This is a genomic window from Gallibacter intestinalis (assembly GCF_014982745.1).
Lineage (GTDB): Bacteria > Bacillota > Clostridia > Peptostreptococcales > Anaerovoracaceae > Gallibacter > Gallibacter intestinalis.
On record NZ_JADCKA010000001.1, the window covers coordinates 250,818 to 269,593 of the forward strand.

16 protein-coding genes and 15 tRNA genes are annotated in these 18,776 nt (G+C 42.1%); 28 read left to right on the forward strand and 3 right to left on the reverse strand.

From position 1 onward, the window contains the following. Positions 1 to 3 precede the first annotated feature (3 nt). The 3 genes from INF20_RS01135 to trkA are packed head-to-tail and all read right to left on the reverse strand — an operon-like array spanning position 4 to position 4,330. The gene (locus tag INF20_RS01135; protein WP_226384556.1) at positions 4 to 1,491 is read right to left on the reverse strand and encodes a TrkH family potassium uptake protein; all 1,488 of its coding nucleotides are present in this window, start codon (positions 1,489 to 1,491) and stop codon (positions 4 to 6) included. A 9-nt stretch (positions 1,492 to 1,500) separates the two neighbouring features. Then, entirely contained in the window at positions 1,501 to 2,961 is a 1,461-nt protein-coding gene (locus INF20_RS01140) for a TrkH family potassium uptake protein (protein WP_226384557.1), read from the reverse strand. Positions 2,962 to 2,986: 25 nt separating this feature from the next. Then, complete coding sequence (trkA, locus tag INF20_RS01145) at positions 2,987 to 4,330, reverse strand: Trk system potassium transporter TrkA (protein WP_226384558.1); 1,344 nt, start codon at positions 4,328 to 4,330, stop codon at positions 2,987 to 2,989. Positions 4,331 to 4,490: 160 nt separating this feature from the next. Between trkA and INF20_RS01150 the strand changes: the two genes are divergently transcribed. The 28 genes from INF20_RS01150 (at position 4,491) to INF20_RS01285 (ending at position 18,739) form a co-directional block, all read left to right on the forward strand. Beyond that, positions 4,491 to 5,111 (forward strand): MBL fold metallo-hydrolase, encoded by a 621-nt coding sequence (locus INF20_RS01150; protein WP_226384559.1) that lies wholly within the window; start codon positions 4,491 to 4,493, stop codon positions 5,109 to 5,111. After that, on the forward strand, positions 5,108 to 5,965 hold the full coding sequence (locus INF20_RS01155; RefSeq protein ID WP_226384560.1) for a Cof-type HAD-IIB family hydrolase: 858 nt from the start codon (positions 5,108 to 5,110) through the stop codon (positions 5,963 to 5,965). The genes INF20_RS01150 and INF20_RS01155 overlap by 4 nt, the downstream gene beginning before the upstream one ends. Positions 5,966 to 6,127: 162 nt before the next feature. Beyond that, positions 6,128 to 6,457 (forward strand): YraN family protein, encoded by a 330-nt coding sequence (locus INF20_RS01160; protein ID WP_226384561.1) that lies wholly within the window; start codon positions 6,128 to 6,130, stop codon positions 6,455 to 6,457. 9 nt (positions 6,458 to 6,466) lie between these two features. Beyond that, on the forward strand, positions 6,467 to 8,017 hold the full coding sequence (locus INF20_RS01165; protein WP_226384562.1) for a YifB family Mg chelatase-like AAA ATPase: 1,551 nt from the start codon (positions 6,467 to 6,469) through the stop codon (positions 8,015 to 8,017). A 5-nt stretch (positions 8,018 to 8,022) separates the two neighbouring features. After that, the gene (gene dprA / locus INF20_RS01170; RefSeq protein WP_226384563.1) at positions 8,023 to 8,886 is read left to right on the forward strand and encodes a DNA-processing protein DprA; all 864 of its coding nucleotides are present in this window, start codon (positions 8,023 to 8,025) and stop codon (positions 8,884 to 8,886) included. Positions 8,887 to 8,941: 55 nt separating this feature from the next. Continuing rightward, positions 8,942 to 11,035, forward strand: a complete 2,094-nt coding sequence (gene topA, locus INF20_RS01175) for a type I DNA topoisomerase (protein WP_226384564.1) — start codon at positions 8,942 to 8,944, stop codon at positions 11,033 to 11,035. 2 nt (positions 11,036 to 11,037) lie between these two features. After that, on the forward strand, positions 11,038 to 11,634 hold the full coding sequence (gene hslV / locus INF20_RS01180) for an ATP-dependent protease subunit HslV (RefSeq protein WP_226384565.1): 597 nt from the start codon (positions 11,038 to 11,040) through the stop codon (positions 11,632 to 11,634). Further along, positions 11,624 to 13,069 (forward strand): ATP-dependent protease ATPase subunit HslU, encoded by a 1,446-nt coding sequence (hslU, locus tag INF20_RS01185; protein WP_226384566.1) that lies wholly within the window; start codon positions 11,624 to 11,626, stop codon positions 13,067 to 13,069. The genes hslV and hslU overlap by 11 nt, the downstream gene beginning before the upstream one ends. Positions 13,070 to 13,204: 135 nt before the next feature. After that, positions 13,205 to 13,978 carry a GTP-sensing pleiotropic transcriptional regulator CodY gene (codY, locus tag INF20_RS01190; protein WP_226384567.1) on the forward strand — a complete coding sequence of 258 codons (774 nt, stop codon included), beginning with the start codon at positions 13,205 to 13,207 and terminating at the stop codon, positions 13,976 to 13,978. A 68-nt stretch (positions 13,979 to 14,046) separates the two neighbouring features. Continuing rightward, positions 14,047 to 15,330, forward strand: a complete 1,284-nt coding sequence (gene hflX / locus INF20_RS01195) for a GTPase HflX (RefSeq protein ID WP_226384568.1) — start codon at positions 14,047 to 14,049, stop codon at positions 15,328 to 15,330. Next, positions 15,317 to 15,940: a YigZ family protein gene (locus tag INF20_RS01200; protein ID WP_226384569.1), complete on the forward strand. Its 624-nt coding sequence runs from the start codon at positions 15,317 to 15,319 to the stop codon at positions 15,938 to 15,940. The genes hflX and INF20_RS01200 overlap by 14 nt, the downstream gene beginning before the upstream one ends. 93 nt (positions 15,941 to 16,033) lie before the next feature. Then, positions 16,034 to 16,109: transfer RNA gene (locus tag INF20_RS01205), tRNA-Val, on the forward strand. An 8-nt stretch (positions 16,110 to 16,117) separates the two neighbouring features. After that, positions 16,118 to 16,194 (forward strand) — tRNA-Asp (locus INF20_RS01210). Between the two features lie 22 nt (positions 16,195 to 16,216). Next, positions 16,217 to 16,292, forward strand: a tRNA-Thr gene (locus INF20_RS01215). 5 nt (positions 16,293 to 16,297) lie between these two features. After that, positions 16,298 to 16,382: transfer RNA gene (locus tag INF20_RS01220), tRNA-Tyr, on the forward strand. Positions 16,383 to 16,393: 11 nt separating this feature from the next. After that, a tRNA-Gly gene (locus INF20_RS01225) sits at positions 16,394 to 16,468 on the forward strand. Positions 16,469 to 16,493: 25 nt separating this feature from the next. Then, positions 16,494 to 16,567, forward strand: a tRNA-Gly gene (locus INF20_RS01230). 42 nt (positions 16,568 to 16,609) lie between these two features. Beyond that, positions 16,610 to 16,686: transfer RNA gene (locus INF20_RS01235), tRNA-Arg, on the forward strand. Positions 16,687 to 16,707: 21 nt separating this feature from the next. Continuing rightward, positions 16,708 to 16,782 (forward strand) — tRNA-Gln (locus INF20_RS01240). Positions 16,783 to 16,805: 23 nt separating this feature from the next. After that, positions 16,806 to 16,881, forward strand: a tRNA-Lys gene (locus INF20_RS01245). A 23-nt stretch (positions 16,882 to 16,904) separates the two neighbouring features. Beyond that, a tRNA-Ser gene (locus INF20_RS01250) sits at positions 16,905 to 16,993 on the forward strand. 35 nt (positions 16,994 to 17,028) lie between these two features. After that, positions 17,029 to 17,120 (forward strand) — tRNA-Ser (locus INF20_RS01255). 4 nt (positions 17,121 to 17,124) lie between these two features. Then, positions 17,125 to 17,200, forward strand: a tRNA-Trp gene (locus INF20_RS01260). 13 nt (positions 17,201 to 17,213) lie between these two features. Continuing rightward, positions 17,214 to 17,290: transfer RNA gene (locus tag INF20_RS01265), tRNA-Pro, on the forward strand. Positions 17,291 to 17,303: 13 nt separating this feature from the next. After that, positions 17,304 to 17,380 (forward strand) — tRNA-Ile (locus INF20_RS01270). A gap of 13 nt (positions 17,381 to 17,393) precedes the next feature. Next, positions 17,394 to 17,469, forward strand: a tRNA-Phe gene (locus tag INF20_RS01275). 89 nt (positions 17,470 to 17,558) lie between these two features. Further along, positions 17,559 to 18,149 carry an HD domain-containing protein gene (locus tag INF20_RS01280; RefSeq protein WP_226384570.1) on the forward strand — a complete coding sequence of 197 codons (591 nt, stop codon included), beginning with the start codon at positions 17,559 to 17,561 and terminating at the stop codon, positions 18,147 to 18,149. After that, positions 18,149 to 18,739: a thymidine kinase gene (locus INF20_RS01285; RefSeq protein ID WP_226384571.1), complete on the forward strand. Its 591-nt coding sequence runs from the start codon at positions 18,149 to 18,151 to the stop codon at positions 18,737 to 18,739. Before INF20_RS01280 ends, INF20_RS01285 begins: the two co-directional genes overlap by 1 nt. Positions 18,740 to 18,776 lie beyond the last annotated feature (37 nt).

An 18,776-nucleotide genomic window follows, 5' to 3' on the forward strand; every position in this document is an offset into this window, starting at 1 on the left:
CATTTATGCTTTTACAACATGATGTCTGCTTTTTTTATTTGGTTTCCAAAATGACGGCAGGAATATAAGCAGCATGGTCATAAGACCAAGTCTTCCTACTATCATTAAGAAGCACAGATATATCTTGAGAAGCGGATGGAACATGCTGTAGTCGCCTCCCATACCTATCTGACCAAAGCTGATACCGTCATTGGAAATCGTGCCTATAACCGCTGAAAAAGATGTTTCCAGGTCTATATTTTGCAGACTTAATATAACGGTACTTATTATTATAACTGCCAGATAAAGTATTGCAAAGGATGTTACAGAGCTTGCAGTATCTGCGCTGATTGTACTGTTTCCGACCTTTACGGCGCGCACTGCTCTCGGATGCATATGCTTTAAGAAACCGCGTTCGATAAGCTTTTCAACTATTAGAAGTCTAATGACTTTAAAGGCACCTGTAGTTGAAGCAGAGCATCCTCCAATGAGCATCATAAGCATAAGTACAAAGCAGGCTGCCGATGGCCATGCGGTATAATCCTCTAAAGCAAAGCCTGATGTAGTGATAAATGATGCTGTCTGGAAGAAGCTATCTCTAAGGGAAGTGACAAAATTCTTTCCCGTATTTGAGAAAAACAGTATCAAAGCTATGATAAATGTGCTGACAACTATAATTCCTATAAAAGCTCGAATTTCAATATTTCGTTTAACTTCACTGTAATGCTTTTTAATAATGTGTATATACAGTACAAAACTTATGGAAGAGAGAATTGTAAATATTGATACTCCAGTTTCCACAAGAAAGCTGTCGTAGTAGGAGATTCCCTCAGGATGTATAAGAACACCTGATGTACTGGTCGATGCCAAAGCCAACATCACAGCATCAAATGGAGCGTCACAACAAATCATAAAATATACAAAGGCTATTACTGTAAAGCCTGTATAAATACCGATAATATATTTTGTTATAAGTGATGATTTAGGTGCAATTTTATTTATATATGTGCCGTGGGATTCTACAGTACTTATCTGCTGGTCTCCAAGGCCGAACTGAGGCAGAAGAGATATTATAAAGATAAGCACGCAAAGCCCGCCAATCCAGTGTTCTATGGCTTTCCAAAGCATCATACTATAAGGAAGCGATGGCTCGTATAAAACTGAAGCACTGGTAGTTGACAATCCGGCAGTGGATTCAAATATGGCATCAATCGGTCCGCATTCGGGAATACCTAAGAAATAAGGAACAGCACCGGCTATGGCACTTATAAACATGATGATAAATATATTCAGATATCCGTCTCTAATCCATATATGTCCGTTAGGAGGCTTTACGGCAAATCGCATAATTAGCCCCAGTAAAAGCATAATGGATACCGGTATGGCAAATGCTCTTACACATACTAGATCATCGGTAAAAAAAGCATATAAAAGGGAAGGTACCATGAATAAAGCCACCCCGATAAATGTATATCCGGTTGTTCGGATTATTCTTCTTCTGCTTATGTTCATAAATCCTCCCTATCTGAATGGTCTCCAGAATCTCTTGGTAAAAAGTACAAGCAATGTAAACAGCTCCAATCTTCCGGCTATCATGGTGAAGGCCATCACAATTTTTGAGAAGTCGGAGAATATACCAAAGTTGCCGGAAGGACCAACCTCATTAAAACCGAGTCCAATGTTACCAAGGCAACTGAAGGCTGCACTTATATTTGTCATAGCATCAAATCCATCAAATGATATTATAAATGTGCACAAAACACCTACTCCTATGTAAAGGAACAGAAAGCCTGACATATGGGAAACCGTATCTCTGGAAACCTGTCTGTCGTTAACCTTTATAGGAACAACGGCATTTGGATGTAATCTTAACACAAGAGAGCGTTTAACCATTTTTGCAAATACGAGAATACGCAAAACCTTTATACCACCGCTTGTGGATGATGTGCTTCCGCCCACAAAGAAGAGCAGAAATAAAATGCTCTGACAAAATACCGGCCACAGCATATAATCAGCGGAAGCAAAACCAGTTGTGGTTATAACTGTGACATTCTGAAAGAAGGAATGTCTCAAAGCATCTCCTAGACCATAGATTCCTGTTACATATAAAGGAATTGCTACTATCAGTGTACAACAGGCAACTATGCCCACATAAAGCTTCCATTCCCCGTCCTTAATAAAGGCGCTTATGCCGTTTCTGAAAAATATAAAGAACAGATTAAAGTTCATTCCAGCAAGGAACATAAAGAGAGCTAAAACGACCTCTATATATCCGCTTTGGAAATGCATTATGCTGTTATTGTAGTTAGAGAACCCTCCTGTACCAAGGGATGAAAAAGAATGACACAACGCGTCAAAAAGACTCATGCCTCCGAACATCAGAAGTACAGTTTCAGCCAGAGTCATCAGTATATAAAGAATATAAAGGTATCTGGCTGTATCTGATAGCTTAGGCGTAATCTTTGAAAGAGTAGGCCCTGGCATTTCTGCAGAGGCCACCTGCTGTCCGTCCATTCCCAGGGCAGGCAGAAGTGCTATGGTAAATATAAGTATTCCCATACCTCCCAGCCAGTGTGTCAGCGCTCTCCAAAATAGGACTGCTTTCGGAAGACTTTCGATATCGCTTACCACAGTTGAACCGGTTGTGGTAAATCCGGAAGCTGTTTCAAAGAATGCATCGGCAAAATTGGGAATACTTTCTGTCAGCATAAATGGTATTGAACCTATAAGGCTGAAAAGTATCCATGTTACAGACACTATAAAAGCACCGTCGCGCATTTTAAGGGCTTTTTTCTTGCTTTTGATTAATTTCATAAGCATAAGACCAATGATGGCAGACGGTACAATTACTTGGGCGAAGGCAATGATACAGTCACTTTCGCCATAAATTACGGCTACGATAAGTGGCAGCATCATTGCAAGGCTCATTACAAGCATTATAGCGCCGAATATTTTAAAAGAATTTCTGTAATTTATGTCCATTTAAGGAACAACCTCCGATATGATATCAGTTTCTGGTGTAAGCGGCCATTTCAGGAAGGGCAGACAGCAGTGAGAATATAAGTACTCTGTCGCCTTCTTTAATGACAGTGGAGCCGTCAGGTATCATAACATCTGTACCTCTGTGAATTGCTCCGATGATTACACCGTCAGGCAAATCCAGCTCACGAATAGGCTTGTTTGCAATTTTCATATTGTGGCTGGCGATTATCTCAGTGATTTCGGCCTGTCCCTGTATAAGCTGATTTGAGACAATTTTTCTCTTACCCTGAATCATCTTTGCCAGGTTGCTTGTGACGATGTCGATAGGGTTGATTGCCATATCCACACCAAGCTTAGATACCAGTTCGGTATAAATGCCGCGGCTCACCTTGGCTATAACATCAGGTATGCCGTATTCCTTGGCTGTGAGGGCCAAAAGCAGATTATCTTCATCATATCCAGTTGCCGTTACAAAACCATCCATATCATGAATGTTTTCCTCTTCAAGAAGCTGGTTGTCGGTTCCGTCACCGTTTAATATCATTACGTTTTCAAGACGCTCTGCCAGGTAGTGGCATCTTGCCATATCTCTTTCTATGATTTTTACAGCTACTCCAAATTCGGAAAGCTGTTTTGCCAGATAAAAACCGGTTTTACCTCCGCCTATAATCATGACCTTTGTTATATCATTGTATTTTCCGGATTCGTGTACCTTGGAATTAAGTTCTATGATAGGATTGCGTTCTCCGATGACATATATAGCATCTGAAAGTTCCAACACATCATCGCCGCGAGGCATGATAACTTTACCCTTACGGGAAATTCCAACAACCAACATATTGTCTAAAATGTTGCCGACTTCACTGATTTTCCTGCCGGCGAGAATGGAATAATTCTTTACTTTAAATTCTATAATAGATACTTTACCTGAAGAAAATACACCGTTGCTTAATGTGTATTTTTCAACTAGATATTTATATATTTCATTACTTGCTGCCATATCAGGATTTATAAGATGGTCTATATGCATTGCATCTCTGATAAAGTCAAACTGACGCATATGCTCAGGATCTCTTACTCTTGCTATAACATAACGACAGCCTAGCTTTTTTGCAAAGGATGCTACTGTCATGTTCATTTCATCATTTCCTGTGGTGGCTATGAGATAGTCGTAGTCGGAAATGTTGGCTTCATTTAGGACGGATACTTCCTTGGCATTACCCACGAGGGTCATAATATCCATCTGGAGAGCCATTTTCTGAAGATTTTTTTCGTTGGTGTCTATTACCGTAACATTGTGATTTCCGTTTAGGAGGGTGTACGCAAGCTTTTTACCAAGCTTTCCCGCTCCCACTATCGCTATATCCATTTTTTTGATTACCTCTCACTTATACATAATTTATAATTGGAAATAATATTAAGCTACATACACATTGTATAGCATTTGCCGAAGATTTCAACAGGAATTTACATGACTTATTAAAGAAAATGCAATATAATAAAAATGACGCGACAGGAGGGCGTATATTATGGAAATAAAAAGATTTGAAGCAGGTCAGCTTCTGTCCAACGGCTATGTTGTATATGACCATGAGGGCGGCGACTGCTGGCTTATAGATACGGGATATGAACCTGATAATTTCATCGGATTTGTAAAGGAAAAGAAGCTTAATGCTTTAGGAATTATCTTTACACATCATCACTATGATCATATTACGGCTGGACCAAAGGTGGCAGAAGCTCTTAACTGCGATATGTATATTGAGAAAAGGGATTTTGAAAGGGCGGAAAAAACCTTAAAGGATGGAGCTGCAAGACTCAAGGCTTTTAATGCTGGAGATGAATTTAAGGCTGGTGATATAAGACTTGTCAGCCTTTTAACTCCCGGCCATACAAAGGGCGGAGTTTGTCTAATTGACGAAGGAAATAAACTGGCATTTACGGGAGATACTGTTTTTGCCGTAGAAATAGGAATTACAAATCTTGATGACGGAAGTCCAGAGGAAATGGCTCAAAGCTGTGTATATATCAGAGATAATTTTGCTGATGATATTACAATTTATCCCGGCCATGGTCCTTCCGCTACAATGAAGGAAGTTAAGGAAAATAACCCGGAATTTAAAGACGCATTGGAGTACGCAAAGAGATGAGCAATGTAAATAATGTGAGCAAGGAAAGGAATATTAAGCTTATAGCCCTTGACCTTGACGGTACAACACTTAAAAACGATAAGGAAATTTCCCAAAGAACGGTGGATGCCCTTGAAGCGGCACATGACAAGGGAGTGCATGTGGTAATTGCCACAGGCAGAGGCTTTAAGTCTGTACCGAATAATGTTAAAAGCGTAGAGGGAATCGAATATGTTGTATGTGCCAACGGAGCTAATATAAGGAGAGCAGCAGACGGCGAGTTAATATATCAGTCCCTTATAGGGGAAAAAGAAACTATGGATATAGTTGAGTACCTGAAGCAAAGCGGACGCAGTGCTGAGGTCTTTATAGATGGGAGAGCATACATAGGGCAGAAGGAATACGACGATGTGGTAACAGGCCGTGTGACATTCAGGTCAAAGGATTATGTGACCAAAACGAGAATCCCTGTGGATGATGTGGTAGCCCTTGCAGAAAAGCATGCCGGAGAAATTGAAAATATAAGCATATTCTTTGAAAATATCGATGAAAAACCTATTATATGGGAAGAACTTTCCGTTTTGAAAAATGTTACGGTTACATCTTCCTTTCCGTACAATATTGAGATTGGAGGGGAAGGTACAAGCAAGGCGTCGGCTCTGGCTAAGCTGGCGGAGCAGCTTGGTGTAAAAAAAGAGGAAATGATGTGCTGCGGTGACAGCTTAAACGACATGGCCATGTTAAAGGTGGCTGGTCTGGCGGTTGCCATGGCAAACGCAGAGCCGGCGGTAAAGGGAGTTGCAGACTATGTAACGGATACCAATGAAAATGATGGTGTCGCCAAGGCAGTGGAAAAGTTCGTACTTGGAATGTAAAAATACTAAGGTAAGAAAGGCGTTAAGGCGCCTTTTTTATATGCAGAAATGATGGAAAATATTAACAAACCCACAGCGAGGATATTGACAATTAGATGGTAAATAATGTAAAATTTTGATATAAAAATGGTAAAATATGACATTTGTGTTTTGGAGGAAGTTATGAATAAGAAGGAATTAGGTAAATTTGGAGAAGAGGCGGCAGCAGAATATCTGAAGCTTCAGGGCTATGAGATACTTGCTTTGAATTTCAGGTGCAGATTGGGAGAGGTAGACATAATATGTAAAAAGGACAACCAAGTTGTGTTTTGTGAGGTTAAGACTAGAACCACCGATGCCTGCGGAACTCCAGGAGAGGCAGTCACAGAAGCAAAAAAGGACAAGATAAGAAAGGTTGCTGCGGTTTATATGATGTGGGAAAAGGTGACAAATTATCAAGTTGGCTTTGATGTTATAGAAATAAACTGCAATCACATAGAAAACGCATTTTAGGAGGTATTGATGTTTGCAAGAACATATACAGCTTTTCTGTCCGGGATTCAGGGAAGAATGACAGCTGTTGAAACATATATTTCAAATGGTCTTCCTGGATTTCATATTGTTGGACTGACTGATACTGTTATCAAGGAATCTGCGGAAAGAATAAGGGCAGCCATTAACAGCTCCAATCTCGGTTTTCCTATTAGAAGGATTGCCGTTAATCTTACTCCTGCAGATAGACGGAAAAGCGGAGGCCATTACGATCTTGCCGTTGCCATGTCTCTTTTAAAGGCGGCAAGGGAAGATATTGATTTTGTCGAAGAAGATTTTGCCTTTTTTGGTGAGCTTTCCTTGGACGGTAGCATAAGAGGCGTACCTGGTATATTACCACTTGCCATGTGTGCAGAAGAAAACGATATTAAAAATATCATCGTACCTGAAGAAAATATATGTGAGGCATCCTTTGTAAAAAATAGCAGGGTGATAGGCGTTTCGTGCTTGTGGGATGCTATTGATGCTGTAAAAGGCAGACTGTCAAACATGGACAGTTTAGGTGAAATAAAGAATCGAAAATCAAAAGAGGAGATGTCAGAGTTGGATTTTTCCCAGGTGTTTGGTCAGGAAACTGCCAAAAGGGCGGCTCTGCTGGCCGCCGCAGGCGGCCACGACATGCTCATGATGGGAAGTCCTGGAGTGGGAAAGAGCATGATCGCAAGACGGCTGCCGGGGCTTTTGCCGGCGATGACCTATGAGGAATGTAGAGAAGTTACGAAAATTTACAGCATCGCTGGGCTGCTGGACAGGGAAAGGCCTGCGATATTTGAAAGGCCTTTCAGAAAACCCCACGGCAGCGTCAGCAGAGCCGCCCTTATTGGAGGCGGAGCTAAAATAAGACCGGGCGAAATATCCTTAGCTCATCTGGGTGTACTTTTTTTAGATGAACTTAATACCTTTCAAAATGACTGCTTGGAAGCCTTAAGACAGCCTGTGGAGGAGCGCAAAGTGCAAATTATAAGAAACCGTGAAAGCGTGGTGTTTCCGGCAGACTTTATTCTCGTATGTGCCGTTAATCCATGTCCATGTGGATATCTGGGAAATGATGAAAGGATTTGTCAATGCACTGAAACACAGATTTCATCCTTTAGAAGAAAGCTGTCGGGACCTTTACTGGATAGAATCGATTTACATGTAACTATGGCACCGGTGAAATATGAGGAAATCGGCATCAGGCGAAATGGTATGGACACCAATACCATGAAAGAAAAGGTGCTTCTTGCAAGAAGAATGCAGAAGGAAAGATACGGGGAAAATCTTTTGAATGGCCGATTGGATGATGATTTAGCACGAGAAAAAATAAAGCTGGGTAAAGAAGAAATAAATTTTATAAAGGAAGCCGGAGCAGGCTTTGGAATGAGCGCTAGATCCTTAAATAAACTAATCCGCATCGGAAGGACTGTGGCTGATGTTGAAGGCAGCTTTGATGTAAAAGTAGAGCATTTGGCAGAAGCCTTAAGCTATAGAAGTTTCTTTGATATGTACGGCTCCGGTGAAATGTCGGTAAAAAACAGGTGATTGATATGGCTGATATACAAATCATAAAATACGGTGACGACAATTATCCAAAGAGGTTGATGGAGATGAGTGATCCTCCGGAAAAACTATATTGTATGGGAGATATTTCACTTCTGGAAAACAGAATGGCTGCTATTGTCGGTTCCCGTAAAAGCAGCACCTACGGGAAATGGGCCGCCGAAAGTATAGCAAAAGCCTTAAGTGACAGTGGCATTACGGTGATAAGCGGTATGGCAAAGGGCATTGATACTGCAGCTCATCTGGGAGCAATCGACGGCAGAGGTAAAACCGTAGCTGTACTTGGGTGTGGGATAGATATGTGTTATCCAGCTGAAAACCGAAATCTTAAGAGGGATATTGTGGCATATGGCCTTGTTATAAGCGAATATCCGCCGGGAACAGAAGCAAAACGGTGGACATTTCCAAAGAGAAACAGAATAATAGCAGGACTGTCCGAGCTTGTTGTGGTGGTGGAAGCCGGATTAAACAGCGGAGCGCTTATAACGGCAGAGCTGGCTGCAGCAGGTTATGGTAAAGTTATGGCGGTTCCGGGAAATATAAACAGTCCGTACAGCATAGGTTCAAACAAGCTTATATCCGACGGTGTAGCACCAGTGGTTGTTATAGGGGATGTGCTGGAAAGCATGGGGATATATGAAGTGGATAACGGTGATAACAATTTAGAAAACGTACTTGGAAACGCAGAAAAAGAGGTGTATATGGAAATAAAATTCGGCGGAGAAATATCGGTGGATGAGGTTTGCAGAAGGGTTAAAAGAGCGCCGGGTTATGTCAACGGTATTATAGCAGTCCTTGAAATGAAGGGGCTTGTGCGCACTTCCATGGGAAAAGTTTTTGTTGCAAAATAAACTAAAAAAGCATATAATTTTGCGATATAGAAATCACAATGGAGGTAGAGTGCTTATGGCACAGGCAAAGAAAAAGCAAACCAGAAAGAAAAACCTTGTCATAGTGGAATCGCCGTCCAAGGCTAAAACCATTGGAAAATTCCTTGGAAGCAACTATAAGGTGATAGCTTCGGTGGGACATGTAAGAGACCTGCCAAAGAGCACCATGGGTATTGATATAGAAAATGATTTTGAACCGAGATATATAAACATAAGAGGAAAGGGAGATGTAATAAAGTCTCTTAAAAAAGAAGCAAAAGCGGCAGGTAAAATATACCTTGCAACGGACCCGGACCGTGAAGGTGAGGCAATTTCATGGCACCTTGCTTATCTTCTGGGCATTGATCCCGAAGAGCCGTGCAGGATAGTGTTCAATGAAATAACTAAGACAGCCGTTAAAAATGCCGTTAAAAATCCTCGAAAGATTGATATGGGTCTTGTGGATGCACAGCAGGCCAGAAGAGTTCTGGACAGAGTTGTGGGATATTCCATAAGCCCTCTTTTATGGAGAAAGGTAAGAAGAGGACTTTCCGCCGGCAGAGTACAGTCTGCTGCCCTTAAACTTATATGCGACAGAGAAAATGAAATACTGGAATTTAATCCCGTTGAATATTGGAACATATTTGCGGACTTAAAGGGAGAAAAAACCTTTGAGTCAAAACTGACTCTATATAAAGGAAAGAAAATTGAAAACGGAACCATCGGAACAAAGGCTGAAAGCAACAGTATAATAAAGGAAGTAAAGGCTGGAGAGTTTACTGTTGCTAAGGTGGAGGAAAAGACGAGAAGCAGAAAGCCTCAGGCTCCGTACACCACAAGCAGCCTTCAGCAGGATGCGGCAAATAGAGTCAACTTCAATACCAGAAAGACTATGCAGATTGCACAGCAGCTTTACGAAGGTGTAGAAGTTAAAGGTCATGGTACCATAGGTCTTGTTTCATATATCAGAACGGATTCCACAAGAATCTCAGAGGAAGCAAGAGCAGCTGCAAAGGAATATATAACCGAAAAATTTGGAGCCGATTACTATGGTGGTATCATATATGTTAACAAAAACAAGGATGCTCAAGATGCCCACGAAGCCATCAGGCCTTCCAATGTAGCGTTGGATCCGGAAAGCATCAAGGACTCTCTGACAACAGATCAATATAAACTGTACAGCCTTATTTGGAGCAGATTTGTTGCCAGTCAGATGACAAATGCCGAATATTTCGGAGTTACTGCGGACATAGAAAACGGTCAGTGTATATTCAGAGCCACAGGCTCAAAGCTAACCTTTGATGGTTTCCTTAAGGTGTATTCAATGTCAGATATTGACGAGGATAAAATGCTTCCAGATCTTAAGGAAGGGCAGAAGCTTAAAGCTGAAAAAATAAGAGGCGAACAGAGCTTTACGCAGCCGCCGGCAAGATTTACGGAGGCTTCTTTGGTAAAGACTTTGGAAGAACTTAACATAGGAAGACCAAGTACTTATGCTCCGATTGTAGCTACACTTACAGACAGAAGGTATATTAAAAAAGAAGGTAAAAGCCTTAAACCTACGGATTTAGGCTTTACGGTTACTAACCTTCTCTCAGAATACTTTAAAGAAATTGTCGATGTGGGTTTCACAGCGGAAATGGAAGACAAGCTTGATGAAGTTGGCGTAAGCATCAGCGATTGGAAACAGATTTTAAGAGATTTTTACGGAGACTTTGAAAAGGAACTTAAAGAAGCCGATGAAAATATAGAAAAAATGGACGATGAAGAGATCACCGATATTAAGTGTGAGCTGTGTGGAAAATATATGGTTAAAAAGCACGGTAGATATGGTGAATTTTTGGCGTGCAGCGGATATCCTGAGTGTAAAAACACAAAACCTGTGGTAAAAGAAATAGGTGTGGATTGTCCTAAATGCGGTAAACCTATAGTGGAAAAGAGAAGCCGCAGAGGCAGAATCTTTTACGGGTGCAGCGGGTATCCTGAATGCGATAATTCCTATTGGAATAAACCGGTAAATAAAAAGTGTCCTAAGTGCGGTGCACTTTTAACGGAAAAAAAGACAAAAAGCTTTGAGGGGCTCGTATGCTCCAACAGTGAATGTGGATATAAAGAAAAAACGGAGGTGTAAAAATGGTAGAATTTCACGCAACGACCATATGCGCAGTAAGGCGCGGACCTGATGATATCTGTATCGGGGGAGACGGACAGGTAACAATGGGTGAAACGGCCATTATGAAAAACAACGCTAAAAAGGTGAGAAAGATCTATAAGGATAGAGTGCTGACAGGCTTTGCAGGTTCTGTGGCAGATGCTTTCTCCCTTACGGAAAAGTTTGAAAAGAAGCTGGAAGAACACAGCGGCAATCTGAAAAAGGCAGCGGTTTCCTTGGCACAGCTCTGGAGATCAGACAAGGGCATGAGAGGCCTTGAAGCTCTTATGATAGCTGCAGATAAGGAGAGCATGCTGCTCATTTCCGGTAACGGTGAAGTTATTGAACCGGATCAGGACTTTATTGCAATAGGCTCCGGCGGTAATTATGCGTATTCGGCAGCTAACGCTCTGTTCAATCATACAGATATGGATGCAGAAGCCATCGTGAGGGAATCCCTTGAGATAGCAGCTTCCATTTGCGTATATACGAATAATCATATATCCGTAGAAAAACTTGAGCCGGAACATGAAGCCAAGGAAGAAACAAAAGCTCTGGAGGTGCGTGATGGCGAATAAACTCTACAACATGACGCCAAAGGAAATTGTGGCGGTGCTAGATAAATACATAATCGGTCAGGATGACGCTAAAAAGTCCGTGGCTGTAGCATTGAGAAACAGATACAGAAGAAGTCTTCTTTCTGAAGAGCTTCAGGAAGAAATCACTCCTAAAAACATCTTGATGATGGGACCTACAGGTGTAGGTAAAACTGAAATAGCAAGAAGGCTGGCAAAGCTTATGGATGCTCCTTTCGTAAAGGTTGAGGCAACTAAGTTTACGGAGGTTGGATATGTGGGCCGTGATGTGGATTCAATGATAAGAGATTTGGCTGAAGCGGCTATCAGACTGACAAAGCAGTCTAAACTTGAAGAAAAATATGCCGTAGCAGATCAGATGGCTGAGGACAAAATTATTGAAGCTATTATTCCTAGCAAGAAATCATCTACAGGAAAGGGAAGTCCAAGCAATCCATTTGACTTCATACTCAGCAGCGGAGGATATGTAAGCCAGAAGCAGCAGTATGAGGAAAGTCAGGCTGAAAAGGAAAGAAGTCAGAACCCTCAAGATGAGCAGGATGTTCAGCTTGCTAGAGAACAGGTAAGAGAGCAGCTTCGTGCAGGCCAGCTTGAAGATCAGTATATTGAAATTGAAGTGACAAGCGCTCCTAAGGGAAATGAGCTTGATATGGCAAATGAAGGTATGACTATTGCCATAGGAAATATTTTTGGCGATATGATGCCTAAAAAGACAAAGAAAAAGAGAGTTACCGTAAAGGAAGCTAGAAAGATTTTAAGAGAAGAAGAAGCACAGAATCTTATCGATATGGATGAAGTTGTGGATGAAGCTCTTAGAAATGCGGAGCAGAACGGTATAGTTTTTATCGATGAAATTGACAAAATTGCTTCAGGTCAGGGATACAGAGTCGGTGCAGATGTTTCCAGAGAAGGAGTTCAGAGAGATATCCTTCCTATTGTTGAAGGAAGCGTAGTAAACACTAAGCACGGCCCTGTAAAAACGGATCATATCCTGTTTATAGGTGCCGGAGCCTTCCAGACATCAAGCCCTACTGATCTTATTCCTGAACTTCAGGGTAGATTCCCTATACGAGTGGAGCTGGAAAGCCTTACAGAAGAAGATTTCCTTAAGATTCTTACTGTACCTGAAAACGCTGTTATAAAGCAGCAGAAAGCTCTTTTGGAGACAGAAGGCGTGGAGCTTGATTTCACCGATGATGGTGTTGCGGAAATAGCAAAAATTGCTTTCCTGATGAACGAACAGACGGAAAACATCGGAGCAAGAAGACTTCACACTGTTCTTGAAAAACTTCTTGAAGATGTTTCATTCAACATACCTGATGTTGAAGAGGATAAAATCGTCATAGATAAAGACTATGTGGCAGAACGCTTTTCAGATACTATTCACAGCGAAGACTTGGATAGATACATTCTTTAGAATCGTTTATGAATCGCTGAATATTTTAAAAATTTTGAAAAGATACAAAAAGTCTATTGGAATAGCATCTAATAATATGGTAAAATACCGACAGATATATATTTGTCGGTATTTTTTAAGATAAAGGAGTTTTTTATGGAAAAAAATATTCTGAACAAAGTCAGAAAGCTGAACTGGGTGCTGCAGGAATCACCTAAAGGTGTTTTTTCATTCAATCAGCTTTGCGAAATACTCAGTGAATTGACGGATTCCAATATATACCTGACCAATAAAAACGGAAAGCTTCTGGGATACCATCTGCTTATTGCGGAAGATGGTATTTCAATGTTGGAAAAGAAAAACGGAGCAGATTATATTCCTGAAGAATATAATAAAAATCTTATGGAAATTGGAGAGACCTTTGCAAACTTCCAGGGCGATAAGGTAGTTGAGATTCTCCCTAATGAAGCGGATACAAAGGATAAGTGGCATATGATTATTCCTGTTCTCGGCGGTGGAGAAAGATGGGCGACGCTTCTTTTAACAAGATACGAACCTGAATACAGCGAAGAGGATATTGCACTGGCTGAAATAGGAGCCACAACCATAGGAATCGAAATTCAGCGTAAAAAGAACATTGAAGCTGAAGAGGATGAAAGAAACGAGGAAATGGTAAAGATGGCCATTGGCACTTTATCCTATTCTGAAAACGAAGCCGTAAAGCGTATCTTTGAAGAGCTTGATGGCATGGAAGGAATCCTGGTCGCAAGCAGGGTTGCCGATAAATCCAGCATAACAAGATCGGTAATCGTAAACGCTTTAAGAAAGCTTGAAAGTGCCGGCGTTATAGAGTCAAGATCCCTTGGCATGAAGGGCACACATATTAAAGTAATCAATGAAAAACTTCTAGAATATCTTAAAGAAAACTGATAACTGCTATATTTAAATAAGTTTAAAAGCACCTTGACCTTTAGGCCGGGGTGCTTTATTGTTTAATCATGATTAGATTTGACGAAGAAAACAGAACAGTAAAAAAAGAAGAATGCAGAGCCGTACTGGCGGGCCTCGATTTGGGAAGGGGTAATATCGAGCATTCCATGGAGGAACTGGAAGGACTTGCCGAAGCAGCCGGTGCCGAGGTTATCGGTATTATGGTACAGAAGGCAGATAGGGTTAATCCAGCAACTTTTATGGGAAAGGGCAAGATAGAAGAGCTGACGCTTATGTGCGAAAATACAGGCGCTGATACGATTATATTCAACAATGAACTTTCCGGCATGCAGATGAGAAATTTAGAGGACATGACCGGAATGAAAATCGTTGACAGAACTGTATTGGTGCTTGACATATTTGCTTCCAGAGCCACCTCAAGGGAGGGCAGACTCCAGGTTGAATTGGCTCAGTTAAAATATAGAATGCCGAGGCTTATGGGTTTTGGTAAAGCTCTTTCGAGGCTGGGCGGTGGTATAGGTACAAGGGGTCCGGGCGAAAAAAAGCTGGAAACCGATAGAAGACATATAGCCAGACGCATGGATGATATAGAGGCGGAAATTGAGCATGTTAAAGCCACAAGGGATGTTCAGAGAGCAAAGAGACAAAAAGCTGGAGTTCCCGTGGTGGCTTTAGTCGGATATACAAATGCCGGCAAATCCGCACTTATGAACAGACTCCTAGGCGAAGCAGGAAGAGAAGACAAGCAGGTGTTTTCTGAGGATATGCTTTTTGCAACCCTTGATGTGCGCCAAAGACGCGTCGAAAGGGAAAACGGAAAAAGCTTTGTACTGACAGATACCGTGGGATTTGTAAGCGACTTGCCCCATGCCCTTGTAAACGCCTTCAGGGCGACACTGGAGGAAGTGGTTTACGCAGATTTGCTGCTTCATGTGGTGGATGCTTCCTATGAGGACTATGATTTTCAGATAGAAGTTACTGAAAGTGTATTAAAGGAACTGGGAGCGGAAGGAAAGAATACTGTAATCGTCTACAACAAAATCGATCTTATAAGGGACGAGCTAGTGGATGCCAGTGGCAGAGAGCATATATATGTTTCGGCTAAGACCGGGTACAACATGGACAAGCTGCTTGAAATCGTAGATGAACAGCTCTTTGGAAAAGAGATAGAAGGCGAGTTCCTTGTGCCCTACGACAGAGGTGATGTCGTATCGTATATATGCGACAGAGGCGTTGTAGTTGAGACGGATTACACGGAAAAAGGGACAAAAATCAGAGCCAGGCTTTCTCAGGAAGCCTACGGAAAGGTAAGAGAGTATGATACTTTATAAAACGGTGAGAAAGGAAGCGCAGGCTGAACAGGTGATTGAACGATCGAGATTTATAGCTCATGTTAAGCCTGTGGAAACAAGAGAAGAAGCCGAAGAATTTATAAAGGAAATTAAAAGCAAATATAAGGATGCCACACATAATGTGCCTGCCATGGTAATTGGTGATAAGCAGCAGATACAGTGGGCCAGCGATGATGGAGAACCACAGGGCACTTCCGGAGCACCTATGGTGCAGCTTATGGTAAATCAAGGTCTAACAAATCTTGTTATTGTGGTAACAAGGTACTTTGGAGGTATAAAGCTCGGCACAGGCGGACTTGTACGGGCATATACGGGAAGCGCAAAGGCTGGACTAGAGGAGGCCGGTATCTGCGAAGTGGTTGAAATGGCTTCCGTTAATATTAAAATGGATTATACTTATCTACAAAGAATACAGAATGCTGCCAAAACTCAAAACTTCTCTTTAGGTGAGATAAAATACGAGGAAAAAATTACTGTTGAGTTCTTGACAGAACCGGAAAATGTTGCTAATATAATAGAGCATGTTGCAGGCATTACAAATGGTACTGCACAGGTTCTAGAGCAAAGCATTTCGACTGTTCGCAGATGAAATAATAAAGTTTTGCCAGAACAATAAAAAGTGTTGACAAACTATTGGAACTGCTGTATAGTAAATAAATGTGTTCGCAAGAACATTCAACAGGGGCGCTTAGCTCAGCTGGGAGAGCATCTGCCTTACAAGCAGGAGGTCATAGGTTCGAGCCCTATAGCGCCCACCATATTATACGGTCCGGTAGTTCAGTTGGTTAGAATGCCAGCCTGTCACGCTGGAGGTCGTCGGTTCGAACCCGATCCGGATCGCCAATTTTTATTAAATAGTTCATATGCTGGCATAGCTCAACTGGTAGAGCAGCTGATTTGTAATCAGCAGGTTGGGGGTTCAAGTCCCTCTGCCAGCTCCAAATTAGGAGGAGTGCCCGAGAGGCTAAAGGGGGCGGACTGTAAATCCGTTGACTGAGTCTACAGTGGTTCGAATCCACTCTCCTCCACCAACTAAATATTTGCGGAAGTGGCTCAGGGGTAGAGCATCGCCTTGCCAAGGCGAGGGTCGCGGGTTCGAATCCCGTCTTCCGCTCCATAGGCGAAAGCCATAACATATTTATGCGGATGTGGTACAATGGTAGAACCTCAGCCTTCCAAGCTGATGACGTGAGTTCGATTCTCATCATCCGCTCCATTTTTTTCAACTTCCTGTGGTATACAGGTTGGCATACAGCGTGGGTCCATAGCTCAGTTGGATAGAGCAACGGCCTTCTAAGCCGTGTGTCCGGGGTTCGAATCCCTGTGGGCTCACCATTTTATTTTGACAGGGGACGATGGGGTATAGCCAAGTGGTAAGGCACCGGACTTTGACTCCGTCATTCGCAGGTTCGAGTCCTGCTACCCCAGCCATGAATGACTAACAACATGGATGAGACCCATTAGCTCAGGCGGTAGAGCACTTGACTTTTAATCAAGGTGTCCGGAGTTCGAATCTCCGATGGGTCACCAATTAACCTCAGTAGAATCCACATGGAGGGGTGTCCGAGTGGTTTAAGGAGCTGGTCTTGAAAACCAGTGATTCCGAAAGGGACCGTGGGTTCGAATCCCACCCCCTCCGCCAAAACGGACAAGCAGGACAATTTGAATCGCCGATTTGGAGAAGTACTCAAGAGGCTGAAGAGGACGGTTTGCTAAATCGTTAGGGCTCGTTAAGGGTCGCATGGGTTCGAATCCCATCTTCTCCGCCATCATAGGGGTATAGCTCAGTTGGTAGAGCAGTGGTCTCCAAAACCACGTGCCGTGGGTTCAAGTCCTACTACCCCTGCCATCTAATTTAATATCGGGGTGTAGCGCAGTTTGGTAGCGCAACTGGTTTGGGACCAGTGGGCCGCGGGTTCAAATCCTGCCACCCCGACCATTTTTTTAAACTGGGGCCATTAGCTCAGTTGGTCAGAGCGTCCGGCTCATAACCGGCAGGTCCGGGGTTCAAGTCCCTGATGGCCCACCAAATTTTATATTATGCCCAGATAGCTCAGTAGGTAGAGCAGAGGACTGAAAATCCTCGTGTCCCTGGTTCGATTCCGGGTCTGGGCACCATCAAGAAGCTTCTCTGTTAATTCAGAGAAGCTTTCTGCATATTGCGATATAAAAATGCATTTATGGATTTTCGAAGCAAGAGGTATAATATGGATGATCGTATAAAAAGGCAACTGGAATTTTCTCTTGAAATAGATAAAGTAAAGAATATTTTTCGTCAGACCCATTTGTCCGGCGGCGGCAGGCAGGAAAACGATGCTGAGCATTCCTGGCATATGGCGGTAATGGCTTACCTGTTAAAGGAATATGCTAATGAACAGGTGGATATAGCAAAGGTCATGATAATGTGTCTTATTCACGATATAATCGAAATTGATGCAGGAGACACCTATGCTTATGATGAGGATGCATTAAGCACGCAAAAGGAAAGAGAAGATGCTGCCAAGGAAAGGATATTTTCAATATTGCCTCAAGACCAGAAAAAAGAGCTGATAGCTCTTTTCGATGAATTTGAAGCCTATGAAAGTCCAGAGGCGAAATTTGCCCATGCCCTTGATAATCTGCAGCCTTTATTGCTCAATGATAGCAACAATGGAGGCGACTGGAGGGAGCATTGTGTGACATCGACTCAGATATATAAGAGACATAATAAAACTAAGCAGGGATCTGAAAAACTCTTTGAGATTTCGGATCAGATAATTAGAAATAATATTAAGAAGGGTAATCTTAAGGAGGAATAATGGCACAGCTATTTTATAAGTACAGTACAATGAATGCCGGTAAGTCCATTGAGCTTATAAAGGTGGCATATAATTACGAGGAAAGAGGCAAAAGGGTTTTATGTCTTACCCCGAAAACCGATACTAGGTATGGTGAAGGCGTTATAACTTCAAGGGTAGGACTTCAGAGACAGGCTCTTCCTATCGCTGAAGACACAAATATCTTAAGCCTTTTTATGAGAGAAAATGAAAAACATGAGATTGCCTGTGTTCTTGTGGATGAAGGACAGTTTTTAAAGAAGCATCATGTACTGCAGCTGGTGGAAATCGTAGATAGCTGCGATGTGCCTGTAATGGTATACGGTCTTAAAAATGATTTTAAAAACGAGCTCTTTGAAGGATCATATTATCTGCTTGTATATGCAGATAAAATTGAGGAGATTAAGACAATATGCTGGTGCGGCAAAAAAGCCACCATGGTTGCCAGAATAGTTGATGGAAAGTTTGTAAAGGAAGGCGAACAGATTATGGTTGGCGGAAACGATATGTATGTTTCCCTGTGTCGAAAGCATTATAATGACGGCAGGTTTAAGCCCGATGATGAATATTAAAATGATAAAACGCGGATTTTGCTCCGCGTTTTTGCTA

Coding starts and splice junctions, on each gene's coding strand:
- INF20_RS01135 (WP_226384556.1), bottom strand. CDS start 1,491: ATGAACATAAGCAGAAGAAGAATAATCCGAACAACCGGATATACATTT.
- INF20_RS01140 (WP_226384557.1), bottom strand. CDS start 2,961: ATGGACATAAATTACAGAAATTCTTTTAAAATATTCGGCGCTATAATG.
- trkA (WP_226384558.1), bottom strand. CDS start 4,330: ATGGATATAGCGATAGTGGGAGCGGGAAAGCTTGGTAAAAAGCTTGCG.
- INF20_RS01150 (WP_226384559.1), top strand. CDS start 4,491: ATGGAAATAAAAAGATTTGAAGCAGGTCAGCTTCTGTCCAACGGCTAT.
- INF20_RS01155 (WP_226384560.1), top strand. CDS start 5,108: ATGAGCAATGTAAATAATGTGAGCAAGGAAAGGAATATTAAGCTTATA.
- INF20_RS01160 (WP_226384561.1), top strand. CDS start 6,128: ATGAATAAGAAGGAATTAGGTAAATTTGGAGAAGAGGCGGCAGCAGAA.
- INF20_RS01165 (WP_226384562.1), top strand. CDS start 6,467: ATGTTTGCAAGAACATATACAGCTTTTCTGTCCGGGATTCAGGGAAGA.
- dprA (WP_226384563.1), top strand. CDS start 8,023: ATGGCTGATATACAAATCATAAAATACGGTGACGACAATTATCCAAAG.
- topA (WP_226384564.1), top strand. CDS start 8,942: ATGGCACAGGCAAAGAAAAAGCAAACCAGAAAGAAAAACCTTGTCATA.
- hslV (WP_226384565.1), top strand. CDS start 11,038: ATGGTAGAATTTCACGCAACGACCATATGCGCAGTAAGGCGCGGACCT.
- hslU (WP_226384566.1), top strand. CDS start 11,624: ATGGCGAATAAACTCTACAACATGACGCCAAAGGAAATTGTGGCGGTG.
- codY (WP_226384567.1), top strand. CDS start 13,205: ATGGAAAAAAATATTCTGAACAAAGTCAGAAAGCTGAACTGGGTGCTG.
- hflX (WP_226384568.1), top strand. CDS start 14,047: ATGATTAGATTTGACGAAGAAAACAGAACAGTAAAAAAAGAAGAATGC.
- INF20_RS01200 (WP_226384569.1), top strand. CDS start 15,317: ATGATACTTTATAAAACGGTGAGAAAGGAAGCGCAGGCTGAACAGGTG.
- INF20_RS01280 (WP_226384570.1), top strand. CDS start 17,559: ATGGATGATCGTATAAAAAGGCAACTGGAATTTTCTCTTGAAATAGAT.
- INF20_RS01285 (WP_226384571.1), top strand. CDS start 18,149: ATGGCACAGCTATTTTATAAGTACAGTACAATGAATGCCGGTAAGTCC.